Genomic DNA, 22,785 nt, shown 5'->3' on the forward strand with positions numbered 1-22,785 from the left:
CGACCAAAGTTTATCACTTAAAGGTTTTCATGAGATCGAAGCGCAAAGTAAGGACTTCCGTAAATCATTAAGTTATGGGACAAGTATATCACATAACTAGTGAAAACGGAAGACTTTAGCGCGCTCAAATTTGGACAAGTATCGGTATCCAAAGAGGAGCGTTTTTATATGTTTAAATTTAAGTCCGCATCCGCATATTGGCAGTCTTTCTCCGAATATCAATCGTTCACAAACGTGGACGAAATGAACGCCGTGGTCAAGCGCTTCGTTTCCGTCTACGAACTCACTTCCGCAGCCGAATCCGTCCTCAATACGATTAAACTCCACGCCAAGCGTTTCGTCGGCGTCTGCTGGCTCTATCGAGAGGAAATCGCACGTAAAGCCGGCGTATCCCTTTCGTCGGTTAACCGCGCGATCAAAGCGCTAAAGGAAACCGGCATCCTAACCGTTCATCATACGATACATACTAAACGCGGCGGCCAAACGCATAGCGTATACGTTATCAATCGCGAGTTTACAGGCGCGGAATTAGCGGCCGTTGAACCGGCGAATGAATCCGCGAATGAATCACCGCTCGAGTCCGAAAAATTGGCCGAGATGCCTCGCCAGGCCGAGGTTTCCGCGAGTCAGCCGCAAGTACATAAGAACTTAGATACAAACTCACATAAAACATTAAAAGATAAAACCAATTCGATAAAAATCGATAATAACGAGCCGGACGTTGATGACGTTTTAAAATCGGTTCCAACGGAATTTATCACGCTCATGAAGCCGTATTACGACGGATCGCCTGACGTTATTGCTGCGCGTTGGAAAACCGCATGCGTTGCGATTAAGAAGAGCTGCGTTGATATGACGAATGCTTCGTGGGAAACGATCGGACAAGCCTGGCGCGATGTCGTACGCCAATATAAACAGCGCAAGATCCGCAATTCGAGCGATGACGGACTTGGCGGCTACTTCTACCGTGTGCTTTGCGATTACTTGCTTGACGATTATTTACGCAAGGTATGGGGTTAACGCTAACGCTAGTTTTAATGCTAGCATTGACTTGTGGCTAGCCTTTGCGTTATCATAATGCTAATTATATCCATAGGGATGTGTTTAATACTTATGACAGCGAAAATAATATCGTTTGGCATCCAGAAGGGCGGCAGCTCTAAGACGACCACAAGCGGAATCGTATCGTACTTATTGTCGCAAGATTATCGCGTGTTGGCGGTCGACTTGGACTCGCAAGGTAATTTGACGGAGTTGCTGACCGGTCGCGATGTCGTAGAGTTCCGCGGAAAGACGATACTCGAAGCGATGCAAGCGCAGAACGCGTCCGGCTACGTTTACCAGGTCACCGACAATTTGCACTTAATTGCGGCGGAAGATTTGCTCGCGACGTTCTCGCGCTGGCTTTATAGCGATTTCCGTGCGAAGGCAATTAACGACCGATCGCTGATCCTCGCGAAGACTCTCGCAACCGTCCGTGACAATTACGATTACATAGTTATCGACATGCCTCCGGCGCTTGGCGATCAGACAATTAACGCATTGGCGGCGTCCGATTACGTGGTGGCGATGTTTGAAGCGAGTAAATTCTGCTATTCCGCGCTCGGCCGATTTCTCGAAACGTGTTGGCACGTTAAGGAACGTGTGTCTCCGAATATGGTAGTCGCCGGAATATTGCGGGGACTAATCGATTCGCGTAGGTCCGATAATAAATTCTTGATCGGCCAGGTCAAAGAAACGTACGGCGAGCTGTGCTTCGATTCCGTACTAACACGGAACGCTGCAGCCGGTCGCCTGGCTATCACCGGATTTGAAAACAACAACGAAATCAACCAAGCGGTATCTCAATATCGCGATTTCTTAAAGGAGCTGATGCAGCGTGTCGAAGGCTGAAGACAAATACAAACGGTTGATGGTAAAGTCAACAGAACCAGATAAGAGCGTATACGACCACTTTATCGAGCCGGTAGGAAGCGCAGACAATAACGAATATACTAACCCTAACATTAATACTAGCACAGATAATAATGAAGACACTAGCGTCAACACTCACGCAAGTGTAAACGTTAATCTTGCGTCAATACCCGTCGCTGAGCCAAAAAAAGGTATAAACGAGACTCATACGACAAAAGCGTTCTATATACGGAATGACCTCGCGAAATTGATTAACGAGGACATTAAAAACGGACGGCGCGGTGACATGACTAAAATAGCGAACGCATTATTCGAACAGTACTATCGAAGTCTCGGACGAATTAAATAACGCTTCATATAACGCTCATCTCCTTTGTTTGGTCGGAGACGGGCGTTATTTTTTTGCGCAGAGGTGTACGGTTCGGACAACCGCGGTGTCAAAACGTTTGTAAGCGGAAATAATTTCGCGAAAGATGTGCGAAGTCGGCTGCGAGAGGAGAGCAGTAACGGTAGAGGCGAAATTAATTTACGCAAAAGTGTGCGAATCCCGGTCGGACGGGAACGTATAAGGTGAGCGTATTAAAAAGGAGGCGATATGATGGCGAGAGGTAAACGTGTAGAACTCGTCAAGATAATGGTTGATGGCGCGGAGGTTGACGCAAAGGCATGTACGAAGTGTGGCGATGTGAAGGCGTTGACTGATTTTCAAAGAAAGCAAAGCATGTCGTGCGGGAGGCAGCCGCTTTGCCGAACCTGTAAAACAAAAACTGGTAGGGGCAATGTTCAACGAAATAAATGGACCGCAGAGGAGGCGATGTTTTGAACCGCGACCAAATTATCGCAAAGTGGGAAACGCTGACTCCACGCGAACGTGACGCATGGGTGGCGGAGGTTGTGTTCGGATATGAGACGTACGGTGCGTTCTATGAGCCGAATGGAGTGCGCATATTAATTCCGCGCTATACCGAAGACATTGCCGCAGCGTGGGCGGCGCTCTCACATAACGGAATATACGGAGAGGTTTCGTACATGGGCGATCAATGTCGTGCGGAAGTATGGGCGCGTTGGATTGCGGAGACTGGCGTAGGTGAGAACGAGTACGCGGTGTCCAGTTCGGAGACAGAAGCGATATGTCTTGCGGCCATATTTGCGAATTTATTATCTCCGGCCGTGTGATTCCGCGCGGCTTCCGTATAGATATATAAGGCGAAAAATTACGAAGGAGTGAACGGTAAATGCCGCAAATCAATGGAATGGCCCTATACAAATGTGACACCTGCGAATACTGCTTTGCAATAGAGCACGGCCACTTTCCGGACGAGACAGAGGCGCGTATTTGTCCGATTTGTTCAGGTAAAGAGTTCGAATTTGAGCGAGATATTGAAGTTAAGGGAGAGTGAACGGTGTAAATGTTCTGGAAGAAGCCGGTATGCTCACATGATTGGCGGCTAATTGACACGCGTATCGCCCTCAAAAGTAGCAGATTGAGTATCGACCTTGCGTTGATGTACATCGTCGGATGTATGAAATGCAATACGCGCAAAGAGTTAGACGAATACGATTACATGCATTTCTTGCGGAAAGGGTGAACGTTAGATGGATGTACTTTACACTGAAACAGGATTCGATGCAGTTTCGCGAGTGTTCTTCGTGCTCGGCTTCATATTAACAATAGTTGCGTGGTTTCTGGCGATGTTGTGGTCACTGTCGGCCGATAGTAAGGGAGTAGTCACGTTTATAGTTGCCGCCGTGTTCTTTGGGTGCATGACGTGGGTAGCGCACGAAGCCGCTGACACATACACGCGCCACGAAGTCACACTCCGCCCAGGCCACGTTATCGACGCGACGAAATACGAAATCGTTGAGCAGCGCGGGAAGATATACGTAATTGAGGAACGGGAGGCGCCTGCGGAATGAAGAAATCGGAATTAATTGCGGAACAGGAACGATTAATGACGATCGCTAACGAATTGGCGCGCAAGCATTGGGGCATTGATTACGCAGGTACGCTAACGCTAGTCGATCGGCCTTGGCGAGCTTACAACGGCCGCTATTTCTGGCGCGCGGATCATAGCCGCCAAGAAATCCGTATGTCAGTACGCCGGAATGCGGAGCGCACGCCGGAAGACGTTGAACGGACGCTACTCCATGAACTCGTACACTGGCGGTTACAAACAACGGGCATACCGCATCGTGATACGGATTACGAGTTTATCGCGGAATGTCTCCGGGTTGGCGCGTCTATTTCAAAAGCACGAGCGGCGCAGGACGCGTATAAGCGATATATGACCATACGCGTGTTCGAACAACAGACAGGACGCAAATACGAGGAGGTGAGTGCATAATGACAACGGAACAACAACGTAATGAAGTCGCAGCGATCGCGCAGGAAATCGAGCGCCAATTAGACGCCGCGCTTGAGCTGCGGACGGTTGACGGGATATTGCGGTATTACGGGCGGAAAGGGTGAGCGTGTGAAGTCGGTGCTTGAGCGGATATTGAACAGTTTCTTGCTTGCGTATGTAGTCGGCGGACTGGCTACCGCATTTGTAACGTGGATGATTACGCCGATCACGCTAGAGGAATTCGCTGTGTGCGTGTTCGTGTGGCCGATAGTACTAATCGCAATTCTGTACGCAGTACCATTAATGTAAATCGGAGGTGTAAACGGAATGACAACGGAAAATAAGCGTGACCTTGCAGCAGACCTGTCGATATGCGAGGCGGCAAGTAGTGACGTATGGATTAATGTGGGCGTGCACGTAGAGGAATACGACAGGCTCACGGAAGAAGGCTGCGATCTAATTGCGAAATTCGAACGGGAGTGTGATGCGGTATTCTGCGCAGAAGCACGCGAAGGCTGGCCGGAATCTATCCGTAGGGCAATGGCGGCCGAAGAACAAGTCGGAGCGCTCATCGAATTATTACGCGAGACAATCGGACTGATACTGCCGAACGAGACGGATTATAAATGCGATTATCGGCGCCGGTATGTGTGCCATCAGATCGATAAAATTGTGCCGGAGGTGGGCGAGGATGAGTAATATGTGCGTATGCCATATCGAAGGGGAATGGTGCTTCTATTGCGTCATGTACAGTCCGCTTGAGGACAAGTATCGCGAGGCACAGACGGAAATTGCACGGTTACAGGCGTTCATTCAGCACGAATCAGAGGGCGCAATTGACGCCGTCCAGGAACTCGAAAGGCTGCGGATGGCTCGCGATTACTGGCGCAAAGAGGCGAAGGATGCGAACTTAATTAACGCGGAGTTGAACGGAGAGTGCGCAGGCTACGCGGAAGAGAACGAAAGCCTGGTCGAAGCACTTCGCGGAATAGTTGGCGCAATTGAACGTGGCGCCCTCATTAAACAGAAGATGTCCGCGGCTCTCGATTCTGACATTAGACGCGCAAAGGAGGCGCTGCTCGATGCCACGCAAGAAAATAACGGCCGATGAGCGCAAGGACTGGCGCAACCTGCCGCTCGAGCATTGGAATACGGCGACAGTACACGCGATGATTATCGATATGAACGCAGAGAAGTTTGCGGTCGAGAAATACGTGCCGCGATCATGGACATACGAACAAGGCGTAATCAAACGCGCGCTCAACGAATACGGCGCGGAGGCTGTACGCGAAACGATCGAGCGCGCCTTCGCTGAATATCGGCCGAGCGCTGACTATCCGCAATTAACGGCCGGCTTTCTGCTGACGTATATGCTCCCGCGCATAATGCCGCGTGTGCTGGCGGAAATGGAGGCGGCCAAAAGGCGCCTGGCTGCGGAGAGCGAGGCGCCAAGTATTAGCGAGTTGGTCGATTGGTTATAACGCGTCGTCTACGAACTCGACAACGTCTTCTATGCGGCAGTCCAGGTATTCGCAAATGCGTGCGATGACTGAGAGCGAAACAAATTCGCGGTTCGACATCTTGGCGAGGGTAGTTCCGGAAATCCCGGCCTCTTCGCGTAGATTCTTCCGGATCTTGTCTCGTTTGATTAGTGTTATGTCTAATGGCTTATACGATGGTATTAACATCCTGAACTCCTCCTACGTGTTTCTGGACTTAGTATACATCAACTTGTATTTATTTTATACCTACTAGTTGACTATTATTCTTCCATAATGTACTATAAGTCCATAAAGACGAATATTAGATACGTCATAGCGTAACATTTGTCCATTACCTCTTCGGCCATCAGCGCCAACCCTCGCATTACTCGCGGACACCCTCAACGTCCGCCCACGTACCAAAACCTCCGCTTAAAACGATCACGGACCCGGCGTACCTCTTACGCAGATCCGGCGACAGCTTTGCCGACCTCCAAAACGGCAGGGCAGCGCGAGGTTATTTCGCGTTAAAGGAGATACGTAATGAAAACGTTAATCGACCGAATTGACTTCGCAGAGAAGAAAGCCGCGGTGAGTACACGGAATCAGTACCGGCAGAAGCGTCTGTCCGCGTATATGGCCGCAATAATCCTAATGGTAAAGGTGGAACGCAAATGAAAGTCGTAGATTTTATCGAATGTCCAGCGCGCATATTCCTGTTCCTGGCGGAATTATCCCACGACAACAAACCACTACGGCGCATGTGGTTGCGAAATTACCTACGCGTCACGGACGGAGGCGGTAACGGTTGATGAACATTAAGGTTCCAAAATGTGATGTCGAGTATTTAGAAGTGGGGGAATACCTGTCGATCCCTAAACGACCTGGTCTATATTATTTTTACAATGCTCAGTATGAATTAATGTATCTCGGAAAAGCATCCGGCCTAAAGCAGAGAATCAGCCAGCATATTAGAGGGTGTGAAGGGACCGATGACATTAAGCATAATTTTATTTATGTGTCATTTGTGTACGTTGACTGTCCTGTGCAAAGGGAGATTTACGAGACATTTCAGATAAACAGTCTTAAGCCACCTCTTAACTGGGACAAGGTGTTCACTTATCAATCAGAAAAATTCAATCCGAAGTATAATCCTCTTTGGAACAAACGGCGAGAGCAATTTCAGGAAACATGTGATAAGTATATGGAAGGGTTTAAACTATAAAAGGGAGGCGGTTGCGATTAATCACAGCGCAAATTGTATCTTAAGCGGACCCTGTACGCTCGCCGATACGGATAAGTGTAATCGGATGTGTCCGTCATATGTCGCGATGCACGGTTACGCCGGCGATGGCGGACGAGTAGGGGCGGCGGGCCTGCCGTCAGAATACCGGCACCTTACCGTTAACAACTCGCCAGCACGCACCGGACAAGCGGCGGCTTACACCGTCGTTGACAAATACGTCGACACGTTTAAGACGGGCGATCGCATCAAATCGCTGTATCTGTATAGCGCGGAGCCTGGAACCGGCAAGACGACGACAGCGGCCGCCCTTCTTAACGAATATCTGACCGCACACTATATCGGATGTCTGCAGCGCGGCGAGACTCCGCTAGAACGTCCGACCTTCTTCTGGGACGTCAACGAATTCCAACGCGACTATAACGCATTCTCACGACCGATGGTGCCGCGCGAAACGGCAGAGCCGGCCGCCGCACGCTATTATCGAACGATGAGAATCGCGGAGTCCGTTCCGTTTCTAATTGCGGATGACATCGGAGTGCGTGACGCAACTGACGCTTTCCGTGCGGATCTCCATTCCGTTATCAATCGGCGTGTGGTTAGCGGACTGCCGACGATATATACGTCGAATATTCCGATGGCGGAGATGCTTCGGCTGTTTGACGCCAGGATAGCGGACCGTATACGCGACATGTGCGGTGAGGTTCATTTCGTGGGCAAATCGAAAAGGGGGCGGAGATAGCGAATGACTTGCGAACTATTTGTATCGAAAGTAATCGACGAGAATAACGTAGCTGCGTTTAAGGAGTTCGGCATCGAGCCGGAGAGCTTCGCGACACCGCTTGAGAGTAGCGTTGTAAAGTTCATGCTCGATTATGCGAAGGAAAACGGGGGCAACCCGCCGAGCTACGCAACGATCGTCGACAAATTTCCGGATTTTTACTACATCCCCGAGGTTACGGACTCATTTGAATATCTTGCGCGAGAAATAAAGGAAAAGGAAGGAAAACGGCGATTAAGCGAGGTTATTAACAAAGAACTCCCGTCGTTATACAATTCGGCAGACACAGAAACGGTAATTACTACCTTGCAGACGAAACTCGAATCCATTAAACTAGGAACAAGTGTTCGTTGCCAAAAGGGAATTAACGTTAAGGAATCGGCAACGGCGTTTATGGAGGAGTACGAAAAGCGCCGCAAAGGTGAATCATTCAAAATTTGGCGGAGTAAGTTTCCGTCTATAAATAAAGCGATCGGAGGCGGTTACATCAGTGGCAACGTTTACGCATGGTTCGGCCGGTCTGGTCGTGGTAAGTCCGTTGTAACGATGGAGGACGGAATCGAATCGGCAGCTCAAGGCGCAAATGTTCTCGTATGGGCGATGGAGATGTCGCGCTATGAGTGGTTAGCTCGCGCATACTCATCGTTGTCAGCGCGCCAGGGTCTGGTTACCGCGATGATAGACGGAGCTAAATACGAAGCCGGCTTCGAGAACCGCGCGCTATTAACCGGTAACCTGTCGTCAGAGTTCGAAGAAGGATTGCGCACATTTGCGACTACGCTGCCGGACACGCTCGCGGGTAATATAACGCTTCGTGCGGTAGACGATGCGGATTTTAGCGTCCGTACAATTCGCGAGCTGGAGGCGGATATTCGGCGGACAAAAGCGGATGTCGTCGTAATCGATCCGATCTATTATATGGACTTCGAGGCGAATACGTCGCGCGTAGCTGGCGGAGACATTGCGGCTACATCCGTTGCATTGCGAAGGATTGCTGGAGCTACCGGCGCAGTCATCCACGTTATAACCCAGGCGGAGGAAGATGCGTCGGAAAAGACGGACGGGATTCGCGAGTTAAAGCCGCCTAAACGTGCGGACGTGAAAAAGAGTAAGGCGATATTAGAAGACGCGTCATTACTTATTGGGATCGACACACTAGCGCAGGACGGGCGGGGCTTGTTGGAACTGGGTAAGGGCCGAAGTGGTGGTGAAGATACGCAAATCGAAATCGTATTCCTTCCTAATTACGGTATCGTGCGCGAGTTCGAAACCGGACAAGCTGCCGCACAACAATTTTCGTTCTAAGCGTGTGATTTCGGACAACATTCGTATAGCTATATAAGGGAGGGAAATCGCATGGAAATCGACGTACGCGCCGAACTCGAACTCTTCGAATGGGAGCGCGCAACCTGGACGCATGACCGCTTGATCGCCGTATCACCGTTCCGCTACGACCGCACGCCATCATTCTACGTTTACACAGCGGACACAGACGACGCTAAAGCCGGTTACTGGGGCGATCCTGGCGCACGAGATCCGGAATGGGCACGCGGCGGCATCGTTAAGCTGCTCGCATTCCTACGTAACGAGACGACGGCCGAAACGCTTGAGTATTTGCGCGATAAGTACAACTCATCGGAAACAAATTCCGACTCGCTCCCGCAGCTTAAGCCGCTGAAACTCACGCAGGAGACGGCGCGACGGTACCGACCGCTCGATAGCGCGATTCTCGACCGCTATAAATGGCGCCATCCATATTTAGGCGAGCGCAGCATTAGCGAACCGGTCCAGCGCCTCATGCGTATCGGATTCGACCGCGATCGTCACGCCGTAGTCATACCGTGGTTCAATCCGGACGGAAGTCTCGGAGCGATTAAGTATAGGCGCGTGGATACGAAGGTCTTCTGGTACGAACGAGGCGGACGACCAATCCGCGAAATGCTATACGGAATCGACGTCGTATATGCGAGGCGGCTGCGTAAGGTGGCGCTAGTGGAGGCGGAGGTCGACGCTATGACGTTGATGTCGGCGGGAATACCCGCGATCGCAACCGGTGGCGCGACGTCCTGGAACGCCGGCAAGCGCGATATGATAGCGAGGTCACCGATCGAGGAGATCGTGATTATACGCGATGTGGATGCGGCTGGGAAATCGTGGCGTAATCGAGTGGTGGCGGATTTGCGCGGAGTAGTCCGATTGAAGTGCGCAATTGTACCGAGTTACGCGAAAGATGCAAATGAGTTGGCAAAATTAAAGGGACTTTCGGCGGTAAAAACTGGTTACAAAAATGCAATTTCTATCGACAATATATCAAAGCGTGCTATATAATGGAAGTCACCGTGTAGGATCGTGGACAAGCTGCCTGCGCAGGAACGAAAGCCCAGTTCCTACGGGTAGCGCTACCGCCATTTCCAAACGTAAAGGTCAACCGGTTCGACGCCAGATCGGAGATACGGCAGCGCACGGCAACGAGTACCATTGTGCGCTCCTCCAAGTCAGTGTTAGAAATTTTGTTCAAAATAATTTTAGCATATTTTTCATTTTAATGTGCGAGATGCACTTGAGAGGGAACATATAAGTATAAAGAGTAAAGGAGAGATGGATTTGGAAATAACACAACTGAATATCAAAGCCGATACTTACTACGCTAATCGTTGCGATCATACTTTACGCGAGTTATACGATGAAGCAGTAAACACTTTCCGGAGATGGCACCGTACTCAAACGATTTCACTTCGAAAAGGGGACGAGCATGACGCGGATACTTACTTCGATGACACTTTCCTCAAATTGTGTCAGAGAGATGATATCCAGGACTTCGGGAAGACATTCTCAAGAGCGCTGAACGTAGGAAGACTCAAGATCGGCAGGAATAACGGACGCCGACAGAAAAGGTACAGCCTTACGGTAGACGAATCCCGCGAGAATGAGGATGGATCACATACTCCAATATGTGAGATCATCAGCGAACTCTCCGCAGAATTAACTTTTATTGAGAATAAAAAAAGAGCCGACCAGCTCCAACTGATCGACTCTCTTGTAAATGACCCGTCCAAGGTCGACTGTGAAACAAAACTAATTGCATCACAGTTCCGTGAATACGACTCCATCACGGCGCTCTCCAAAGCGCTAGGAATGCACCACGAGTACGTTAAACGCAAGCTTCGCAAGTTAGCTCGCCACTACGACGCCAATCGTTTTGGGAGTCATCGCGATTACTTGGCAGTTTAACCAAAGTGAGAACGGCTTTTCAGGCATGAGAGTCGTTCTCAATTACATTATACCACATAATGCTCTTATGTATAATACTTACCTAAAAATTCCAATAGTATACCTCGACGTTTACTATTTTACTCAGAAATTGAGTGCTTGTCAAACGCTTCTTTAAATACGCCCAAAAACCTAACGGAGGCTAACTATATGACTACAATACGGCTAACAACGGGAAAGGTTTCGTTTTCTCCGAAAAATAATTCGAAAAATACACGCATCATCGACGCACTCTACAACGGAGGCATCGAAGAACACGAAGATATCGCGGACTACTACACGCCAGAACTCACGTTGAAAGGGGTGCGCGTCGGATGAAAATCTCGGTAAGTGCTCACGCGATCGACGAAGCCGTTAAGGACTTCCGCGTTAATCGTAAAGTTGCGGAGGAATGGATACGTTCAAATCTGCGCAAAGCCCGTTTCATTGCGAACATTGTATCGGAAGAAGGGCGCCCTTCTCGGTTGTTCGCGAAGAATCATATAACGTTTATCCTGGAGGAAGACACGGACACAGTTATTACGTTGTACCCAAGCGACTACACCGCGGCATCAATCCGCACGAAAGTCGAGAACGTCGTTAACCGTGAGCTGCGCAAGATCGAACGCAAAGAATCCGCCACCGTCAAGCGCAATCAACTCTCGCGGCTAGAGCTTAACGTTGAGCGCGCGGCCTGCTTATTACGCGCCGAGAAAACGCGTAGTCAGTCCGTTAAGCTGGCGATGCAGGCTCGTATTGCCGCAATTGACGAATATCTGACGCAATTAAACGAAGATATTGAAAAGATACGCCATGAAAAACGGAAGATTGCGAAAGCAGTCGCGGCGTACATCGTTTGAATAATGCCGATGTTCCTGCGTCGGCTACGCGGTAATAACGTGAAGGATCGGGGATATCCCGGTCGCCGAGAATAGTCGGAGTAATCCGCACGTAGGAGGATCGCAACCTATGCGTACGAGTCCGGCACTATTATTCGCGGAAAGTAACGCTATTACCGCGTCACGGGCGCAGGAAAGACGTGCCCAAGCGGAAGGAAAGTAAGCCGTCGAGTTGCGGGTCGACACGTAAACAGGCGCAATCCTTCCGTAAATATTCTCCGCTACGAGCGGCTGCGGATTCCCGGCCGGCGGGACTAATAATCTCCGTGAGTACCGAGCAACAGGCCGCTCAACAAATTAAACGAAAAGGAACGTGATTGAATGTCCATTCGCGACCAACTGAAAAAGCGTGAGGAAGAACGCAGCGCCCCGAAAGGTAACGGACTGAATGACGGATTACCGGAAGGCGTAACGCGATATGTCCGACTTGGTGCAGAACTCAAAGACGGCCGCCAATTCGCTATGCTCGCGGACCCAGATAACTGGTTCTTCTACTATTGCCACGAGGATGGAGATTTCGCAACTCGCGCAACTTACGTCAGAAAACACACGTGTCTCCACTCTCCGAAACAAGTAGGTGCCAGTTTTACCGCATATCAAAAGCCGAGCGGCGGCGCATGCATCTCGTGCAAAGCGAAGGCAAAGCGGAAACTCTACTTTATGATTCCGGTGTTTGACCTCGAGTATATGACTTGGCGTGTTCTGGACGTCAAAGAGTTCCACGCGAATAACCTTATCGGCGACTACGACAAACTCGAGAAGGCCGCGAAGAAGTTCAACAAGGAATATTCGATCGTGGGCGACGTCATCAAGATCGGGAAGACCTCCGACGGCAAATCGTATTCTCTCGAATCGGGTGACGCAGACGTACCGGCAGAGGCCGCGCAGTTCGTAGGATTCGCGTTCCCTTACGAAGAGCTCGCCAATTTCCGCGAAGAGGACGATATTATCGCGCTGCTTAACGAAGCCGATCCGGATCATATCGATAAGTCCGTATTGCCAGGCGAGACTACGCAATCGAAGACGCAATCCAACGATAACGTAACGCCGATTGACGACGACGGACCGCTCGACATTGCGGACTCTGACTTACCGTTCTAACACGCAATCAACCGAAAGGAGGCGGCATACATGGACGTAGCAGGACCAGAAATGCGCAATGTTACCGTCTTACTCAACGTTAGGGACGCGAAGAAGCTGCCGCAAACGGGCGCCTATCTTTCGAAGTTCCTGACGAATCTAACGCAAGAACACGGACTGTTTACGGTCAGCATAGCGGTGAGCGTCGAACCTGCGGAATCAACCGCGTTCGGCGCCGCTGAAATGCCGCCGGATGAGCCGACCGAAATCGATATCGTATTTATACCGGAAGGGGACGAATGAATGGCGCACGCAAGTGAAATCGTGGGAAAGTACTCGGAATTAGTGGCGCAGGTGGCGCTCCTGGCGAATGGATGGCGCGTACACGAATCAAGAACGGCGGAGGCATACGATATCCTCGCGACGGACCCATTGACCGGTGAGTTTACGAAGATTCAAGTTAAAACGATTAGGCAGCGTGAGGACCGTAACGGCGACCTCGTTGTCTACGCGAAGAAAGGGAACGGAACGGCCTACGATCGAGCCGACGCTGATTATATCATTGGCGTGTGGGCGGTCGAGGGCGAAGCACCGCGCGTTTACATGTTCGAGAATCGTCTGCTCGGCGAGTATTGGGCGTCAGAGGCGCGCGCTTCCGAACGTTGGGTCGAACTCCCTATCGCGTTAGACCGGTCGCGGTTTGCCGCCAAGGAGAGCGCGTAATGGACCGTTTCGCACCGCCAGACGAGCCGGCCGTTGTCGCAGAGTGTGCGTATTGCCGCCGCGAAATCTACGCCGGCGACGAGGTTAAGCGGATTGATGACGCTGGTGGATACGTTCACGCTAACTACGGAATGGACTGCGCAATCAAGTACGCAGAAGAACGAGTATTCGACGCAATGGGAACGATTAATATCCGAGGGGAGATCGATTAAATGGCGAAATTGAGCGTAGTAGTTCCGAGTAATGAGGTCGAAGTTGAGGGCGCTAAATACCGCAAGGTTGAGCGTAAGGCGCAGGCGGGCGATATCGTTAAGATTACGGATGCGCACGCGCCGAGCTACGTTGTCAATGGCGCATTTTATGAGGTGAAGAACGTGGATAGAGACGGAGACCCGCAAATCACGGACGAGGACGGTGATAAGTACTATCTTTACGAAGAAAAATTCGAAGTCTACGAAAAGGTGACGGAGCCTGCTGCGGTTGAGTATCGCGAGGTTAAGCGTGTGGCGCAAGTGGGTGAACGGATTAAGATCATCAAGCGCTGGCCCAACGAGGATCGGTACGTCGTCGGAGACGTATTCGTTACGAGTAGTGTACGTCAGTCCGACGGTTACGTCCGAGTCGATTCTTTAGGGGAACGTGTTATCGCGTTAGAGGAATACGTCGTCCTCGAACCGGTAAATGTCGCCAGGCCCGCCGAACCAGTACCGCAGCCGGAGCGCTTAAAAGTCGGAGAGTATGCGAAGGTTGTCGGCAGTTCTCACCGTAGCTTTTTCGGAGGTAAAGACGGGGACATCGTTAGCATCGTCAGAGAATCGGATAGTCGCTACAAGTGCGAACGAGTAGATGGATACGACTACCGCGGAAACCCGTGGGCTGATCCGGAAAGTCTGATCCGCGCCACCGAAGCCGAAGTCGAAGCCGCTAAAAAGGCGCTTGAACGTACGAAGAATATCGGAGAGTTTGCGGACGGCGGTTATGCGGTAGTTAAATCGGACGCTGACGGGTACCTTAGCGGAGGTTATCGCGGGGCTTACGTAAAAGTGCGGCCAACGCTGACCGAAGGCCCTTACGCGTTAGAGATATCGCTTTCCGAACAGCGCGGGTACAGTGCTTACTGCAACGCCGACGCACTCCGCAAGGTATCGCGTGAGGAATACGAAGAGGCGACGAATCCGAAGCCGGCGTTTAACGTAGGTGATTACGCAAAGGTTATCCGTGATAATCACGAGCATCGCGTAGGTCATATCGTTAAGATTACGGAAGGAACGAGTCGGATCTTTGATTTCGCAGTCAAGAGAATCACGTATGGCGGCAACGGATATATCGACGCAAAGAATATCGAAAAGGTCAGCGCAGAGGAAGTCGCACGCATCGAAGAGGAAGCGAAGTGGGCGGCGATCGACCGGAAGGTCGGCGAGTATAAGCGCGGTGATATCGTCGAGGCCAAGCAGTACTCCGGCAGAGGAGAGCAGATATACGGAAAAGTTGAAGATGTCGGCAGAGAGGGCGAACTCCTCGGCCTACGTCTACCAAACGGAAGATACAACGTCGTTTACGTTGAAGGTGCAAAACTCATCGTACCGGTCGAACAGCGCTTTGACCGCGCGGAAGGGGGCGCATCCACATCGAAATAAAACTTTCGCTTAACCGTCCGGACGACAGCGCATCACGCGAAGCTGTCAAAGCGGCAGCCAAGCGGAAGATAGACGCATCAGAATCGTTAGAGGACGCGATCGAGCGCGTCAGCCAAATGAAATTAACGGATCGCGAGCGCCAACTCGTAGATATCGTTAAGGAATCCGTCAAGACCGGAGAGACAGGCAGTCTCCGGTCCGGTGGCGGACAGATTTCGAAGGCAGACGTAACTGCAGCAGGATCGCGCCTACTTGCGGAAAGGAAGCAGAGTGAACGCGCGGAAAGAATCGCGGAGACATTACGGTCGAAGCCGGCCAACTTCCATATACTGACGGACGATGCGGAATTACCGGCGTTCATCGAGCGTGTGAGAACGGAATGTCGGCGGCAAATGGCGGAATGGACGGACCGCTGGCGCATACTCGGCGTTGAGACGCTGACTGCGGGCGACTTCGAGGGTACCGGCGTAGATACGTATATCGACCTATCGATTGGCTTTTCGATATGGCTGCCGTTATTAGACGAAGGCTACTATCTTCCGTATGGTCACGTTGATATGCGCGGCGAGGACGGCTTCGATTTCCTTGACGATACGTGTGCGTTTAAGGCAGGCGACAAGCAACTCACACGTTCGAAAGTGCTGGCGGCCATTCAACCGTATTTATCGAGCCAGGCGCACGGCAAGTCGTTTCACATGGGATCGGCGCGTTATGACCTTCACGTTGCGATTAAAGACGGATACGAGATCCGCGGCTGCGTATGGGACTCGCTGGATGCCATGAACTCGCTAAATGAGCACGAGGAGTCGTTCGGTCTCAAACCGCTAATTGCGAAATACGGCGCCCACTTCGGCATTAACGGTCCGATTTACACGTTCGAAGACATGTTCGGCAACCGGTCGCCAGCTCCGTTCAGCGTCGAATTGGTCGGCATCTACGCGATTAAGGACGTTCTGTACGGATGGAAACTAACGGAATGGCAATTCGCTCAAATGGCGAAGGCACCGTCCGCAAGTGGTGCGGGCAAGCTGCTCGAATGCTATGCGCTCATTGACTCGAAGTTGCCGGAAACGGACGTATTCATGGCGCGATGCGGTTTCGTTGTGGATCTCGACGGACTTGCGGAGCTAGAGGCGGAGTTCACGCCGTTACTCGAAAAGGCGCGCCAGGACGTTGTTGATTCGTACAAGATCGACGCGGACTTCGTTCGGAAGATGGACCGTACGCTCAACGCGAAGAAGGTCGAGGCGTGGATTGAGGCGCAGCGTAAACGAATCGCGCGGAATAAAGAGGCGCAGGAGAAACAGCGCGCTATTATCGCGGAATGCGAGACGGCTGGCAAAACAACGCTCAAGAAATATACGAGTGCGGTCGCTAGGCTTGCGGAGCTGCAGACGGAAGCGCGGGAATTGGCGCCGGCAGACGAGGAGCACGCGCCGTTATTCGTAGAAGAATTTACGATAACGAACGGAAACCACCTCGCGTATCTGATTTACGATTACCTCGGCATTCGTGATCGTACCGGTCAGTTTAAGCGCGGCAAGGCGCGGTCGACGGCTGCGGAGATCCTCGAAGTTTATTACGAAGAGGAAGAAGCGCTAAAACCGCTGGCAACCGTTGCGGCGTACGTGAAATTGCTGAATACGTACGTGAAGAAGATTCCGGATGCGCTCGAAGGAGACGGACGTCTACATTCCGAGTTCAAGGCGGGCGGTACGGAGACAGGGCGGTATAGTTCCGCGGGATATAGCGGCCGGCCGATCGATATACTACGTGAATTTGAAACGGAGGGATAAGCGTGGGTTATTTTATCATAGTTGAAAAAGTCAGTGGGGAAATAGTCACTAGTGGTCAGTCGGTTTACCGGACTAAAGATAGAGCAAGGCGCGGTCTGATTCAATGGATTAGTAAGTCTAAACGTGACAGCTACGCAATTATCGAACTGACTCAGGGTGACATACTAAACCTACTGATTAAAAACGGGATTGAGTCAGAATGAGTCTTGTAATAACCGACGCCAATTATCACGCAATCGTACGCAAACTAATCGCTGATGATCGCAAGGTACCGAAAGGCACGAATCTGCAGAACATGCCATCAAAAGGCGCAGGCAATCGCGTCCGTAATCAATTCGTACCACGCGAAGGCTTTACGTTTATCGGAGCTGACCTCGGTCAGATTGAACCGCGTATTATGGCTCACATCATGTACACCCGTTACGGCGATAACTCCATGCGTCAAATCTTCGTAGACGGCGTCGACCTCTATACGACGATGGCGATGATGACGTTCGGCCTGGCGGAAGAGTATTGCGTCGACAAGGCGTATGATCCGACCGGCACGTTCCAGCCGCGGAAGATGATGAAGACCGGCCAGCTTGCGGTATCGTACGACCAATCGCCGAAATCGTTTGCGAAGAAAATGAACGTGACGGATGAAGTTGCGCATATGTTCTTCGAAAACTTTGAGCGGACGTTTCCGAGTTTTAAACAGATGGTTGCGGACATTCGCGACTTCATGCGGATTAACGGATACGTCGAGACGTTGTACGGCCGCAAGCGCCGATTTCCGGATTATAAGAGCGTGGCGGCGGCGCAAGCCAAGAATGAGCAACGGTTAATCCGGCTTTATATCGAGCGGAAAGCATTGCGCCAAAAACTCGGATTACTAGACGGATACAAAATGGACGTAAAGACAGCGGAGTTTGTGCGCGATCCGAAATTAGACGCGAAACTAACCGCAATTCAGGACGAAATCGACATACTCGCAGCTAAACGCGGTCTTATCGGGTATTGGGAGCGCGCAGCCTTTAACGCGGTCATTCAAGGAACCGGTGCCGACATCCTTAAGATGAACGGAAACCGTAACGCTCAAGTCTGCAGAGAACGCGGATGGGAATTTAACGCGTCCATTCACGACGAGATTAAGGATTCGGTCCCGAACGAAGACCTTACGCCCGAGACGATCGCGCTAATTGACGACATCATGACGAAGACGGTGACGTTAAACGTGCCGCTAGTTACGGACATTGTAATTGAGCCGCGCTGGATGCAAGAATACGCAGCGAGCGAATGGGATTACGCGAATAACCGGCCGCTGCCGGAGTTTGCGAATAAATACGGGGAGGCCGCATAAATGGCGATTACACAGGCGAAGAAACTCGAATTGATTATGAAGCACGCGAAGCACTTTACGACGAAATCCGAAGCAACTCCGGTGTTACAGGGCGTGCATTACTCCGCAGACGGTTCCGTTGTTTGCACGGACCGGCACTCGCTACTCCGAATCGGCGGCGTGCATAACTTTACGGAGGAATTTACGTCACACGCGAAAACCGGCGCAGTTATTGACGGAGTGTTTCCGGACACCTCGCGAATCATTCCGCAAGAACTTCCGACGCAAGTTACGTTGATTAATACGGGATTTCTTTCCGGCATCAAAGACGCAATCGCCCGCGTAAAAGTGGCGCTCGAAACCGCGAAGTTGTCCGGCGATAAAACGTATGTAGCGCGGCTGGACTCGGCAGCGAGCGGTGTAAAATTGACGGTCAATAGCGCGGAGGCCAACGTTTCCTATTCCGCGATGATTACGGCGGACCAATTTGGTCCTTACGCGGACATTACGTTTAACGCCGAATACCTGCTTAGCGCGCTCAACGTATTTAAGGACGCCGGTAGCCAGCGCGTCATTATCGGAATTACCGGCGCAATGAGTCCGATCGTACTCCGCGACGAGGAAAACGAGATTGATGCGATTGTGCTTCCGTATCGTGTCGCGAAGGATGCCGCATAAATGGAACGCGAAACAGCAGCGTATACATGTCCGCAGTGCCGGCGCAGAATCACGGTACTCGCGGACGAATATGGCGACCACGGTTGTTCCTGCGGGTGGGAGCCGTACGCGGACGAAGACGAAGAGGAGGACGAAGTATGATCGCACCTGAAATCGTAACTGTTATCGATATCGAAACGACCGGCCTCGATCCAGCGACCGACCACATTACGGAAATCGCCGCCATCCGCGCGGAAATCATTACGGACACGCCCGGCCTTGCTTATCGCGAAATTGGCCGGTTCCAAACGTTCGTTGCGCTGCCGCCAGGCGTAGAGATTCCGCCCGAAATTACGGAGTTGACCGGAATTAAGACAGAGGATTTGCGCGGAGCTCCACGTAAAACAGATGCTCTCGTTACTTTGCACTCTTTTGCGTTTGGTACGACAGTCGTCGCGCATAATGCTCCGTTCGACATTTCTTTTATAGACCCAGTTGTAGATGTACCGAAGTTCGTATGCACTCGCGCATTAGCTCGTCTAGTCGATCCGGACGAAAGCGCAAGTCTCAAAGACGTATGTCCGCGCTACAATATCGAACTAAACGGACATCATCGCGCTATGAATGACGTAGAGGCTACGCTACAGGTTTACGCGAAACTACGCGAGAAAGCCGAGACTAACGGAATCAGCTATCGGAATGTTGTTATCGATTCGGATGAGCGACCGCTTAAATACGTACCGCCAGGCGCGATCGTACGGACTATTAAGAAAACGAAGGAGGCGGTTTAACTGACGCAGTCAATCGCGGATAAATAAACGAAGGAGATGACGCGGAATGAAAATCGTAGAGACGCACGATATCGGTGAGGATTACGACGAGTATTGCGGTAAAGGTTCGATCGAGGTAAAGGTGACTGACGATACTGGACGGAGTGTGTACGTCGATATCCGCGCAGGCGAGCCGGAGGATGCGGTATTCTTCCGCGATCTTAACGGAGCATACAGCATTGCCGACGCGGTCAAATTGGCGTACGAGGCCGGCAAGCGCGGCGAGGCGTTGGAATACGTGTTTGTTAACGAAAACGATAAATAGCAGCACGAATAGCCAGAAACCCGTCGGTTTCCAGCTAAATATTCACTTCCCTTAGGTATGGTCCAAAGAAAATACCGTGGTGCGCACCATCATTCGTGTAGGTATGTAGTTGAGGGTCGGCCGACTCTCTTACCTTAGTACCAGTATTTCCACAATGTATGAATATTAAACTTTAACGAAGGAGGTTTGGCGTAATGGCGAATAAAGAGCAGGTTTACGCTAAGATATCGGAAGCGATCGCGGCGGCGGAGAGCGGCATGGATAAGCGGGGTTACGAGGCGGTGGAGTACGCTGTGCACGTTATAAAGAAAACCTTCGGAATCCCATGCGAGTATGTGTACTGTGGTGGATTCGATAGTCCCGGGTACGCTGTCAGTTGCTACGCGATTGCCTACGTTACTTCTGAAGGTGGGCTCGGACTCTATGATTACCAGTACGAAATTTATTAGGAGGCGGTTTAACTGACGCAATCAATCGCGGATAAAATAGCGCAAGACTTTACGGACTTCTTGAACGCATGGCATTCGGCGCCCGAAGTGTACGACGACGCACTCGACGCGCAGATACACAAATGGTATAGCGACATCTTATCGGATAAGTCACGCAAAGTATGGCCGCCGCGAGGCATTCCGTACTTCTCACCGTCATCGGCCAACGCTGACCCACGCGGACTGTACGAAAAGATGCGCGGAGCTAAACGTGAGTCTGGCGTAAGGCCACCGCACCAAGGCCGTTGGGTCCGGTTGGGAACGGCAATCGGGGACATGCTGCAGCGCGATATCTTATTTGCGGAGAAGCACATGGATACGCTGGCAATTCCGAACACGTTCTCATTCGAACGCAATGACCGCGGCGAGCCGATGTTTGAAGACTTCGCCAAGAAAAGCGTTATTATCGAACATCGCGGCAAGAAATTCGCGCTATACGGAACCGGCGACGGCATCATGCGCTACGTTTCCGAAGACGGTGAAGTGCTGCGCGTAGGCCTCGAGATCAAATCGAAGCAGACAACATCAGCCATGACGTCGGCCTACTCGAAGCGCAACGGACCGAAGGAGGACCACGTTAAGCAATGCGTATGCTACTCGATCATGTACGACGTTGACATCTACGTCATCATCTACGTAAACGGCGCAAAGAAGTCGTGGAATATGACGGAGGAAGACTTCGCGAAGAATCCGGATATCGCGGCATACGGCGTCTACATTACGGACGATATGCGCAACGAAGTCCTAGACCACTTCGCGGATATCGTAACGGCAGCCGAAACGGGCAACGCGCCGAAACTCGATATTGAGCGCTGGCTATTCAACGATTTCAAACGCGCCATATCGAAATCACTTACTGCGGATGAGCTTGTGGAGATTGAGCGTGAGGTTAGCGCGATCCAGCGATCGAGAATGCCGGACTTTAAGAAGCAATATGCGGCCAGAGTATTGGCGGAAATTATGGAACTACGAAATGGAGGCGCTGCTTAATGTTAGGACGGATTGCGACCGGTTTACTATTCGTCGGACTCGGCGGTGCTGTTTCGCTCGGCATCGGCTTCGTAATGGAGCTAATATTCGGAGACTCGACGTTATTCCTACGCATTGTTGCCGGATTGCTGGCGGTAGTCCTGTTTCTGTGCGGATACTACGGCGATGGGGAGGCGGTCGATTCTGGCGAAGACAACGATACACCTCGGACTTGATACGTCACTCACGAAATCAGGATTCGCAATCATATCGGTCACTGATCGGAAACCGACGTTAGTCGATTACGGACTTATAAAATCTAACGCTAAGTTATCGGACGGGGAGCGTCTTCGTCAGATTCACGCAGGTATAACGGGGATCATAAGCAAATATCCGATCGAACGAGTGATACCGCGAGAAGCCGGCATCGTGCGGTTTAACCTTCCGACAAAGCAGATATTCAAAAGCCATGGGGTAACCGAGTTCGCCCTCGCGGATTACGAAATCTACGACATCAACATTCAAACGGTTAAGGCGTGGGCAAGGCGGATAACAGACTCGCCAGGTAAGCGGAACGATAAGGCGATGATTGCGGAAGCCGTGCGTATATTCTTCAACCGACCGGATTTACCGCTTAATAAAGACGGCGACGAGGCGGACGCAATTACGGTAACACTGGCGTACTTGATACGCGAAAATCTAATAGACGGAGGGATTGCGTAATGAGTAAAAACGGGACTCAAGGCGGAGGTATCGGCGTTATGGGACTTCTCGGCATCGTATTCGTAACGCTTAAACTGACCGGCATAATTAACTGGTCGTGGTGGTGGGTGACGTTACCGTTTTGGGGCGGACTTGCGTTAATGTTGGCGATTGGCTTGATAATCTTCACAGCTTGCGTTATCTCAGACGTACTGACTGAACGTAAAATCGAGCGCAATAGACGGCGCCGCAAATGAGCCGCAATGAACTCCTCGCCCACTACTTGCGCCATGAACGCGAGCAAATAACCGAAGCCCTCCGCATCAAGGGCGAAGATATCGCAAGGCTATGCGCCAGACTCTCGCAGATTGAGCGCCAAATACAAAAATACGAAACGGAGCGATGACA

The 22,785-nt window shown here is 51.3% G+C and carries 38 protein-coding genes; 37 read left to right on the forward strand and 1 reads right to left on the reverse strand.

All coding sequences use genetic code 11. The annotated features are described in order from the left end of the window. Positions 1-168 precede the first annotated feature (168 nt). From C3B52_RS31110 to C3B52_RS31155, 11 genes are all read left to right on the forward strand, one after another. The gene (locus C3B52_RS31110; protein WP_103110219.1) at positions 169-1,020 is read left to right on the forward strand and encodes a winged helix-turn-helix transcriptional regulator; all 852 of its coding nucleotides are present in this window, start codon (positions 169-171) and stop codon (positions 1,018-1,020) included. 93 nt (positions 1,021-1,113) lie between these two features. Continuing rightward, positions 1,114-1,893 (forward strand): ParA family protein, encoded by a 780-nt coding sequence (locus tag C3B52_RS31115; RefSeq protein WP_103110220.1) that lies wholly within the window; start codon positions 1,114-1,116, stop codon positions 1,891-1,893. A gap of 619 nt (positions 1,894-2,512) precedes the next feature. Further along, positions 2,513-2,737 (forward strand): hypothetical protein, encoded by a 225-nt coding sequence (locus C3B52_RS31125; RefSeq protein WP_103110222.1) that lies wholly within the window; start codon positions 2,513-2,515, stop codon positions 2,735-2,737. Then, positions 2,734-3,090: a BC1872 family protein gene (locus C3B52_RS31130; protein WP_103110223.1), complete on the forward strand. Its 357-nt coding sequence runs from the start codon at positions 2,734-2,736 to the stop codon at positions 3,088-3,090. The genes C3B52_RS31125 and C3B52_RS31130 overlap by 4 nt, the downstream gene beginning before the upstream one ends. Before the next feature lie 420 nt (positions 3,091-3,510). Beyond that, positions 3,511-3,831 (forward strand): hypothetical protein, encoded by a 321-nt coding sequence (locus C3B52_RS31135; RefSeq protein ID WP_103110224.1) that lies wholly within the window; start codon positions 3,511-3,513, stop codon positions 3,829-3,831. Beyond that, positions 3,828-4,259, forward strand: a complete 432-nt coding sequence (locus tag C3B52_RS31140) for a hypothetical protein (RefSeq protein ID WP_103110225.1) — start codon at positions 3,828-3,830, stop codon at positions 4,257-4,259. Before C3B52_RS31135 ends, C3B52_RS31140 begins: the two co-directional genes overlap by 4 nt. Beyond that, on the forward strand, positions 4,259-4,384 hold the full coding sequence (locus tag C3B52_RS37915) for a hypothetical protein (RefSeq protein ID WP_268811913.1): 126 nt from the start codon (positions 4,259-4,261) through the stop codon (positions 4,382-4,384). The genes C3B52_RS31140 and C3B52_RS37915 overlap by 1 nt, the downstream gene beginning before the upstream one ends. A gap of 4 nt (positions 4,385-4,388) precedes the next feature. Then, entirely contained in the window at positions 4,389-4,568 is a 180-nt protein-coding gene (locus tag C3B52_RS36910; RefSeq protein ID WP_164685000.1) for a hypothetical protein, read from the forward strand. A 96-nt stretch (positions 4,569-4,664) separates the two neighbouring features. Beyond that, positions 4,665-4,958, forward strand: a complete 294-nt coding sequence (locus tag C3B52_RS31145; protein WP_164685001.1) for a hypothetical protein — start codon at positions 4,665-4,667, stop codon at positions 4,956-4,958. Beyond that, positions 4,951-5,370, forward strand: coding sequence for a hypothetical protein (locus C3B52_RS31150; RefSeq protein WP_103110227.1), 420 nt, complete (start codon positions 4,951-4,953; stop codon positions 5,368-5,370). The genes C3B52_RS31145 and C3B52_RS31150 overlap by 8 nt, the downstream gene beginning before the upstream one ends. Next, on the forward strand, positions 5,342-5,740 hold the full coding sequence (locus C3B52_RS31155; RefSeq protein ID WP_103110228.1) for a hypothetical protein: 399 nt from the start codon (positions 5,342-5,344) through the stop codon (positions 5,738-5,740). The genes C3B52_RS31150 and C3B52_RS31155 overlap by 29 nt, the downstream gene beginning before the upstream one ends. Here C3B52_RS31155 and C3B52_RS31160 read toward each other — a convergent pair. Then, positions 5,735-5,947: a helix-turn-helix domain-containing protein gene (locus C3B52_RS31160; RefSeq protein ID WP_103110229.1), complete on the reverse strand. Its 213-nt coding sequence runs from the start codon at positions 5,945-5,947 to the stop codon at positions 5,735-5,737. The genes C3B52_RS31155 and C3B52_RS31160 overlap by 6 nt on opposite strands. 336 nt (positions 5,948-6,283) lie before the next feature. On the opposite strand from C3B52_RS31160, the gene C3B52_RS37920 reads away from it, so the two are divergent. From C3B52_RS37920 to C3B52_RS36925, 26 genes are all read left to right on the forward strand, one after another. Continuing rightward, positions 6,284-6,418 carry a hypothetical protein gene (locus C3B52_RS37920; RefSeq protein ID WP_268811914.1) on the forward strand — a complete coding sequence of 45 codons (135 nt, stop codon included), beginning with the start codon at positions 6,284-6,286 and terminating at the stop codon, positions 6,416-6,418. Positions 6,419-6,551: 133 nt separating this feature from the next. Beyond that, positions 6,552-6,965, forward strand: a complete 414-nt coding sequence (locus tag C3B52_RS38305) for a GIY-YIG nuclease family protein (protein ID WP_103110230.1) — start codon at positions 6,552-6,554, stop codon at positions 6,963-6,965. Positions 6,966-6,981: 16 nt separating this feature from the next. Continuing rightward, complete coding sequence (locus C3B52_RS31170; protein WP_103110298.1) at positions 6,982-7,725, forward strand: DNA replication protein; 744 nt, start codon at positions 6,982-6,984, stop codon at positions 7,723-7,725. 3 nt (positions 7,726-7,728) lie between these two features. Further along, on the forward strand, positions 7,729-9,069 hold the full coding sequence (locus C3B52_RS31175; protein ID WP_103110231.1) for an AAA family ATPase: 1,341 nt from the start codon (positions 7,729-7,731) through the stop codon (positions 9,067-9,069). A 51-nt stretch (positions 9,070-9,120) separates the two neighbouring features. After that, entirely contained in the window at positions 9,121-10,092 is a 972-nt protein-coding gene (locus C3B52_RS31180; protein WP_103110232.1) for a toprim domain-containing protein, read from the forward strand. A gap of 276 nt (positions 10,093-10,368) precedes the next feature. Further along, positions 10,369-10,995 (forward strand): hypothetical protein, encoded by a 627-nt coding sequence (locus C3B52_RS31185; protein ID WP_103110233.1) that lies wholly within the window; start codon positions 10,369-10,371, stop codon positions 10,993-10,995. 189 nt (positions 10,996-11,184) lie between these two features. After that, the gene (locus C3B52_RS36915) at positions 11,185-11,352 is read left to right on the forward strand and encodes a hypothetical protein (protein ID WP_164685002.1); all 168 of its coding nucleotides are present in this window, start codon (positions 11,185-11,187) and stop codon (positions 11,350-11,352) included. Then, positions 11,349-11,873, forward strand: a complete 525-nt coding sequence (locus tag C3B52_RS31190; protein ID WP_103110234.1) for a hypothetical protein — start codon at positions 11,349-11,351, stop codon at positions 11,871-11,873. Before C3B52_RS36915 ends, C3B52_RS31190 begins: the two co-directional genes overlap by 4 nt. Before the next feature lie 360 nt (positions 11,874-12,233). Continuing rightward, positions 12,234-13,013, forward strand: coding sequence for a single-stranded DNA-binding protein (locus C3B52_RS31195; RefSeq protein WP_103110235.1), 780 nt, complete (start codon positions 12,234-12,236; stop codon positions 13,011-13,013). Between the two features lie 30 nt (positions 13,014-13,043). After that, positions 13,044-13,295 carry a hypothetical protein gene (locus tag C3B52_RS31200; protein WP_103110236.1) on the forward strand — a complete coding sequence of 84 codons (252 nt, stop codon included), beginning with the start codon at positions 13,044-13,046 and terminating at the stop codon, positions 13,293-13,295. Next, positions 13,296-13,715: a hypothetical protein gene (locus tag C3B52_RS31205; protein WP_103110237.1), complete on the forward strand. Its 420-nt coding sequence runs from the start codon at positions 13,296-13,298 to the stop codon at positions 13,713-13,715. Next, complete coding sequence (locus C3B52_RS31210) at positions 13,715-13,927, forward strand: hypothetical protein (protein WP_103110238.1); 213 nt, start codon at positions 13,715-13,717, stop codon at positions 13,925-13,927. The genes C3B52_RS31205 and C3B52_RS31210 overlap by 1 nt, the downstream gene beginning before the upstream one ends. Next, positions 13,928-15,352: a hypothetical protein gene (locus tag C3B52_RS31215; RefSeq protein ID WP_103110239.1), complete on the forward strand. Its 1,425-nt coding sequence runs from the start codon at positions 13,928-13,930 to the stop codon at positions 15,350-15,352. A 116-nt stretch (positions 15,353-15,468) separates the two neighbouring features. Further along, positions 15,469-17,148, forward strand: coding sequence for a DNA polymerase (locus tag C3B52_RS31220; RefSeq protein ID WP_235615912.1), 1,680 nt, complete (start codon positions 15,469-15,471; stop codon positions 17,146-17,148). Between the two features lie 2 nt (positions 17,149-17,150). Next, positions 17,151-17,351 (forward strand): hypothetical protein, encoded by a 201-nt coding sequence (locus tag C3B52_RS31225; protein WP_103110240.1) that lies wholly within the window; start codon positions 17,151-17,153, stop codon positions 17,349-17,351. Then, positions 17,348-18,487, forward strand: coding sequence for a DNA polymerase (locus C3B52_RS31230; RefSeq protein WP_103110241.1), 1,140 nt, complete (start codon positions 17,348-17,350; stop codon positions 18,485-18,487). The genes C3B52_RS31225 and C3B52_RS31230 overlap by 4 nt, the downstream gene beginning before the upstream one ends. Beyond that, positions 18,488-19,144, forward strand: a complete 657-nt coding sequence (locus tag C3B52_RS31235) for a hypothetical protein (RefSeq protein ID WP_103110242.1) — start codon at positions 18,488-18,490, stop codon at positions 19,142-19,144. Continuing rightward, positions 19,145-19,285, forward strand: coding sequence for a hypothetical protein (locus C3B52_RS36920; protein WP_164685003.1), 141 nt, complete (start codon positions 19,145-19,147; stop codon positions 19,283-19,285). After that, positions 19,282-19,914: a 3'-5' exonuclease gene (locus tag C3B52_RS31240; RefSeq protein WP_103110243.1), complete on the forward strand. Its 633-nt coding sequence runs from the start codon at positions 19,282-19,284 to the stop codon at positions 19,912-19,914. Before C3B52_RS36920 ends, C3B52_RS31240 begins: the two co-directional genes overlap by 4 nt. 46 nt (positions 19,915-19,960) lie before the next feature. Further along, positions 19,961-20,218 (forward strand): hypothetical protein, encoded by a 258-nt coding sequence (locus C3B52_RS31245; RefSeq protein ID WP_103110244.1) that lies wholly within the window; start codon positions 19,961-19,963, stop codon positions 20,216-20,218. Between the two features lie 194 nt (positions 20,219-20,412). Next, positions 20,413-20,667: a hypothetical protein gene (locus C3B52_RS31250; RefSeq protein ID WP_103110245.1), complete on the forward strand. Its 255-nt coding sequence runs from the start codon at positions 20,413-20,415 to the stop codon at positions 20,665-20,667. A gap of 60 nt (positions 20,668-20,727) precedes the next feature. Further along, positions 20,728-21,696, forward strand: coding sequence for a hypothetical protein (locus tag C3B52_RS31255; protein ID WP_235615913.1), 969 nt, complete (start codon positions 20,728-20,730; stop codon positions 21,694-21,696). Beyond that, a complete protein-coding gene (locus C3B52_RS31260) occupies positions 21,696-21,911 on the forward strand; it encodes a hypothetical protein (RefSeq protein WP_103110247.1) in 216 nt (71 codons plus the stop codon). The genes C3B52_RS31255 and C3B52_RS31260 overlap by 1 nt, the downstream gene beginning before the upstream one ends. Then, positions 21,862-22,398 carry a crossover junction endodeoxyribonuclease RuvC gene (locus C3B52_RS31265; protein WP_103110248.1) on the forward strand — a complete coding sequence of 179 codons (537 nt, stop codon included), beginning with the start codon at positions 21,862-21,864 and terminating at the stop codon, positions 22,396-22,398. The genes C3B52_RS31260 and C3B52_RS31265 overlap by 50 nt, the downstream gene beginning before the upstream one ends. Further along, entirely contained in the window at positions 22,398-22,634 is a 237-nt protein-coding gene (locus tag C3B52_RS31270; protein ID WP_103110249.1) for a hypothetical protein, read from the forward strand. Before C3B52_RS31265 ends, C3B52_RS31270 begins: the two co-directional genes overlap by 1 nt. After that, positions 22,631-22,783, forward strand: coding sequence for a hypothetical protein (locus C3B52_RS36925; RefSeq protein WP_164685004.1), 153 nt, complete (start codon positions 22,631-22,633; stop codon positions 22,781-22,783). The genes C3B52_RS31270 and C3B52_RS36925 overlap by 4 nt, the downstream gene beginning before the upstream one ends. Positions 22,784-22,785 lie beyond the last annotated feature (2 nt).

This window comes from Brevibacillus reuszeri, assembly GCF_002897295.1.
In the GTDB taxonomy this organism is placed as follows: Bacteria; Bacillota; Bacilli; order Brevibacillales; family Brevibacillaceae; genus Brevibacillus; species Brevibacillus reuszeri_A.

Bases quoted from the DNA above. Each gene is read 5' to 3' on its own strand.
- C3B52_RS31110 (WP_103110219.1), top strand. From the start codon at position 169: ATGTTTAAATTTAAGTCCGCATCCGCATATTGGCAGTCTTTCTCCGAA.
- C3B52_RS31115 (WP_103110220.1), top strand. From the start codon at position 1,114: ATGACAGCGAAAATAATATCGTTTGGCATCCAGAAGGGCGGCAGCTCT.
- C3B52_RS31125 (WP_103110222.1), top strand. From the start codon at position 2,513: ATGGCGAGAGGTAAACGTGTAGAACTCGTCAAGATAATGGTTGATGGC.
- C3B52_RS31135 (WP_103110224.1), top strand. From the start codon at position 3,511: ATGGATGTACTTTACACTGAAACAGGATTCGATGCAGTTTCGCGAGTG.
- C3B52_RS31140 (WP_103110225.1), top strand. From the start codon at position 3,828: ATGAAGAAATCGGAATTAATTGCGGAACAGGAACGATTAATGACGATC.
- C3B52_RS37915 (WP_268811913.1), top strand. From the start codon at position 4,259: ATGACAACGGAACAACAACGTAATGAAGTCGCAGCGATCGCGCAGGAA.
- C3B52_RS31150 (WP_103110227.1), top strand. From the start codon at position 4,951: ATGAGTAATATGTGCGTATGCCATATCGAAGGGGAATGGTGCTTCTAT.
- C3B52_RS31155 (WP_103110228.1), top strand. From the start codon at position 5,342: ATGCCACGCAAGAAAATAACGGCCGATGAGCGCAAGGACTGGCGCAAC.
- C3B52_RS31160 (WP_103110229.1), bottom strand. From the start codon at position 5,947: ATGTTAATACCATCGTATAAGCCATTAGACATAACACTAATCAAACGA.
- C3B52_RS37920 (WP_268811914.1), top strand. From the start codon at position 6,284: ATGAAAACGTTAATCGACCGAATTGACTTCGCAGAGAAGAAAGCCGCG.
- C3B52_RS38305 (WP_103110230.1), top strand. From the start codon at position 6,552: ATGAACATTAAGGTTCCAAAATGTGATGTCGAGTATTTAGAAGTGGGG.
- C3B52_RS31175 (WP_103110231.1), top strand. From the start codon at position 7,729: ATGACTTGCGAACTATTTGTATCGAAAGTAATCGACGAGAATAACGTA.
- C3B52_RS31180 (WP_103110232.1), top strand. From the start codon at position 9,121: ATGGAAATCGACGTACGCGCCGAACTCGAACTCTTCGAATGGGAGCGC.
- C3B52_RS36915 (WP_164685002.1), top strand. From the start codon at position 11,185: ATGACTACAATACGGCTAACAACGGGAAAGGTTTCGTTTTCTCCGAAA.
- C3B52_RS31190 (WP_103110234.1), top strand. From the start codon at position 11,349: ATGAAAATCTCGGTAAGTGCTCACGCGATCGACGAAGCCGTTAAGGAC.
- C3B52_RS31195 (WP_103110235.1), top strand. From the start codon at position 12,234: ATGTCCATTCGCGACCAACTGAAAAAGCGTGAGGAAGAACGCAGCGCC.
- C3B52_RS31200 (WP_103110236.1), top strand. From the start codon at position 13,044: ATGGACGTAGCAGGACCAGAAATGCGCAATGTTACCGTCTTACTCAAC.
- C3B52_RS31205 (WP_103110237.1), top strand. From the start codon at position 13,296: ATGGCGCACGCAAGTGAAATCGTGGGAAAGTACTCGGAATTAGTGGCG.
- C3B52_RS31210 (WP_103110238.1), top strand. From the start codon at position 13,715: ATGGACCGTTTCGCACCGCCAGACGAGCCGGCCGTTGTCGCAGAGTGT.
- C3B52_RS31215 (WP_103110239.1), top strand. From the start codon at position 13,928: ATGGCGAAATTGAGCGTAGTAGTTCCGAGTAATGAGGTCGAAGTTGAG.
- C3B52_RS31220 (WP_235615912.1), top strand. From the start codon at position 15,469: ATGAAATTAACGGATCGCGAGCGCCAACTCGTAGATATCGTTAAGGAA.
- C3B52_RS31230 (WP_103110241.1), top strand. From the start codon at position 17,348: ATGAGTCTTGTAATAACCGACGCCAATTATCACGCAATCGTACGCAAA.
- C3B52_RS31235 (WP_103110242.1), top strand. From the start codon at position 18,488: ATGGCGATTACACAGGCGAAGAAACTCGAATTGATTATGAAGCACGCG.
- C3B52_RS36920 (WP_164685003.1), top strand. From the start codon at position 19,145: ATGGAACGCGAAACAGCAGCGTATACATGTCCGCAGTGCCGGCGCAGA.
- C3B52_RS31240 (WP_103110243.1), top strand. From the start codon at position 19,282: ATGATCGCACCTGAAATCGTAACTGTTATCGATATCGAAACGACCGGC.
- C3B52_RS31245 (WP_103110244.1), top strand. From the start codon at position 19,961: ATGAAAATCGTAGAGACGCACGATATCGGTGAGGATTACGACGAGTAT.
- C3B52_RS31250 (WP_103110245.1), top strand. From the start codon at position 20,413: ATGGCGAATAAAGAGCAGGTTTACGCTAAGATATCGGAAGCGATCGCG.
- C3B52_RS31260 (WP_103110247.1), top strand. From the start codon at position 21,696: ATGTTAGGACGGATTGCGACCGGTTTACTATTCGTCGGACTCGGCGGT.
- C3B52_RS31265 (WP_103110248.1), top strand. From the start codon at position 21,862: ATGGGGAGGCGGTCGATTCTGGCGAAGACAACGATACACCTCGGACTT.
- C3B52_RS31270 (WP_103110249.1), top strand. From the start codon at position 22,398: ATGAGTAAAAACGGGACTCAAGGCGGAGGTATCGGCGTTATGGGACTT.
- C3B52_RS36925 (WP_164685004.1), top strand. From the start codon at position 22,631: ATGAGCCGCAATGAACTCCTCGCCCACTACTTGCGCCATGAACGCGAG.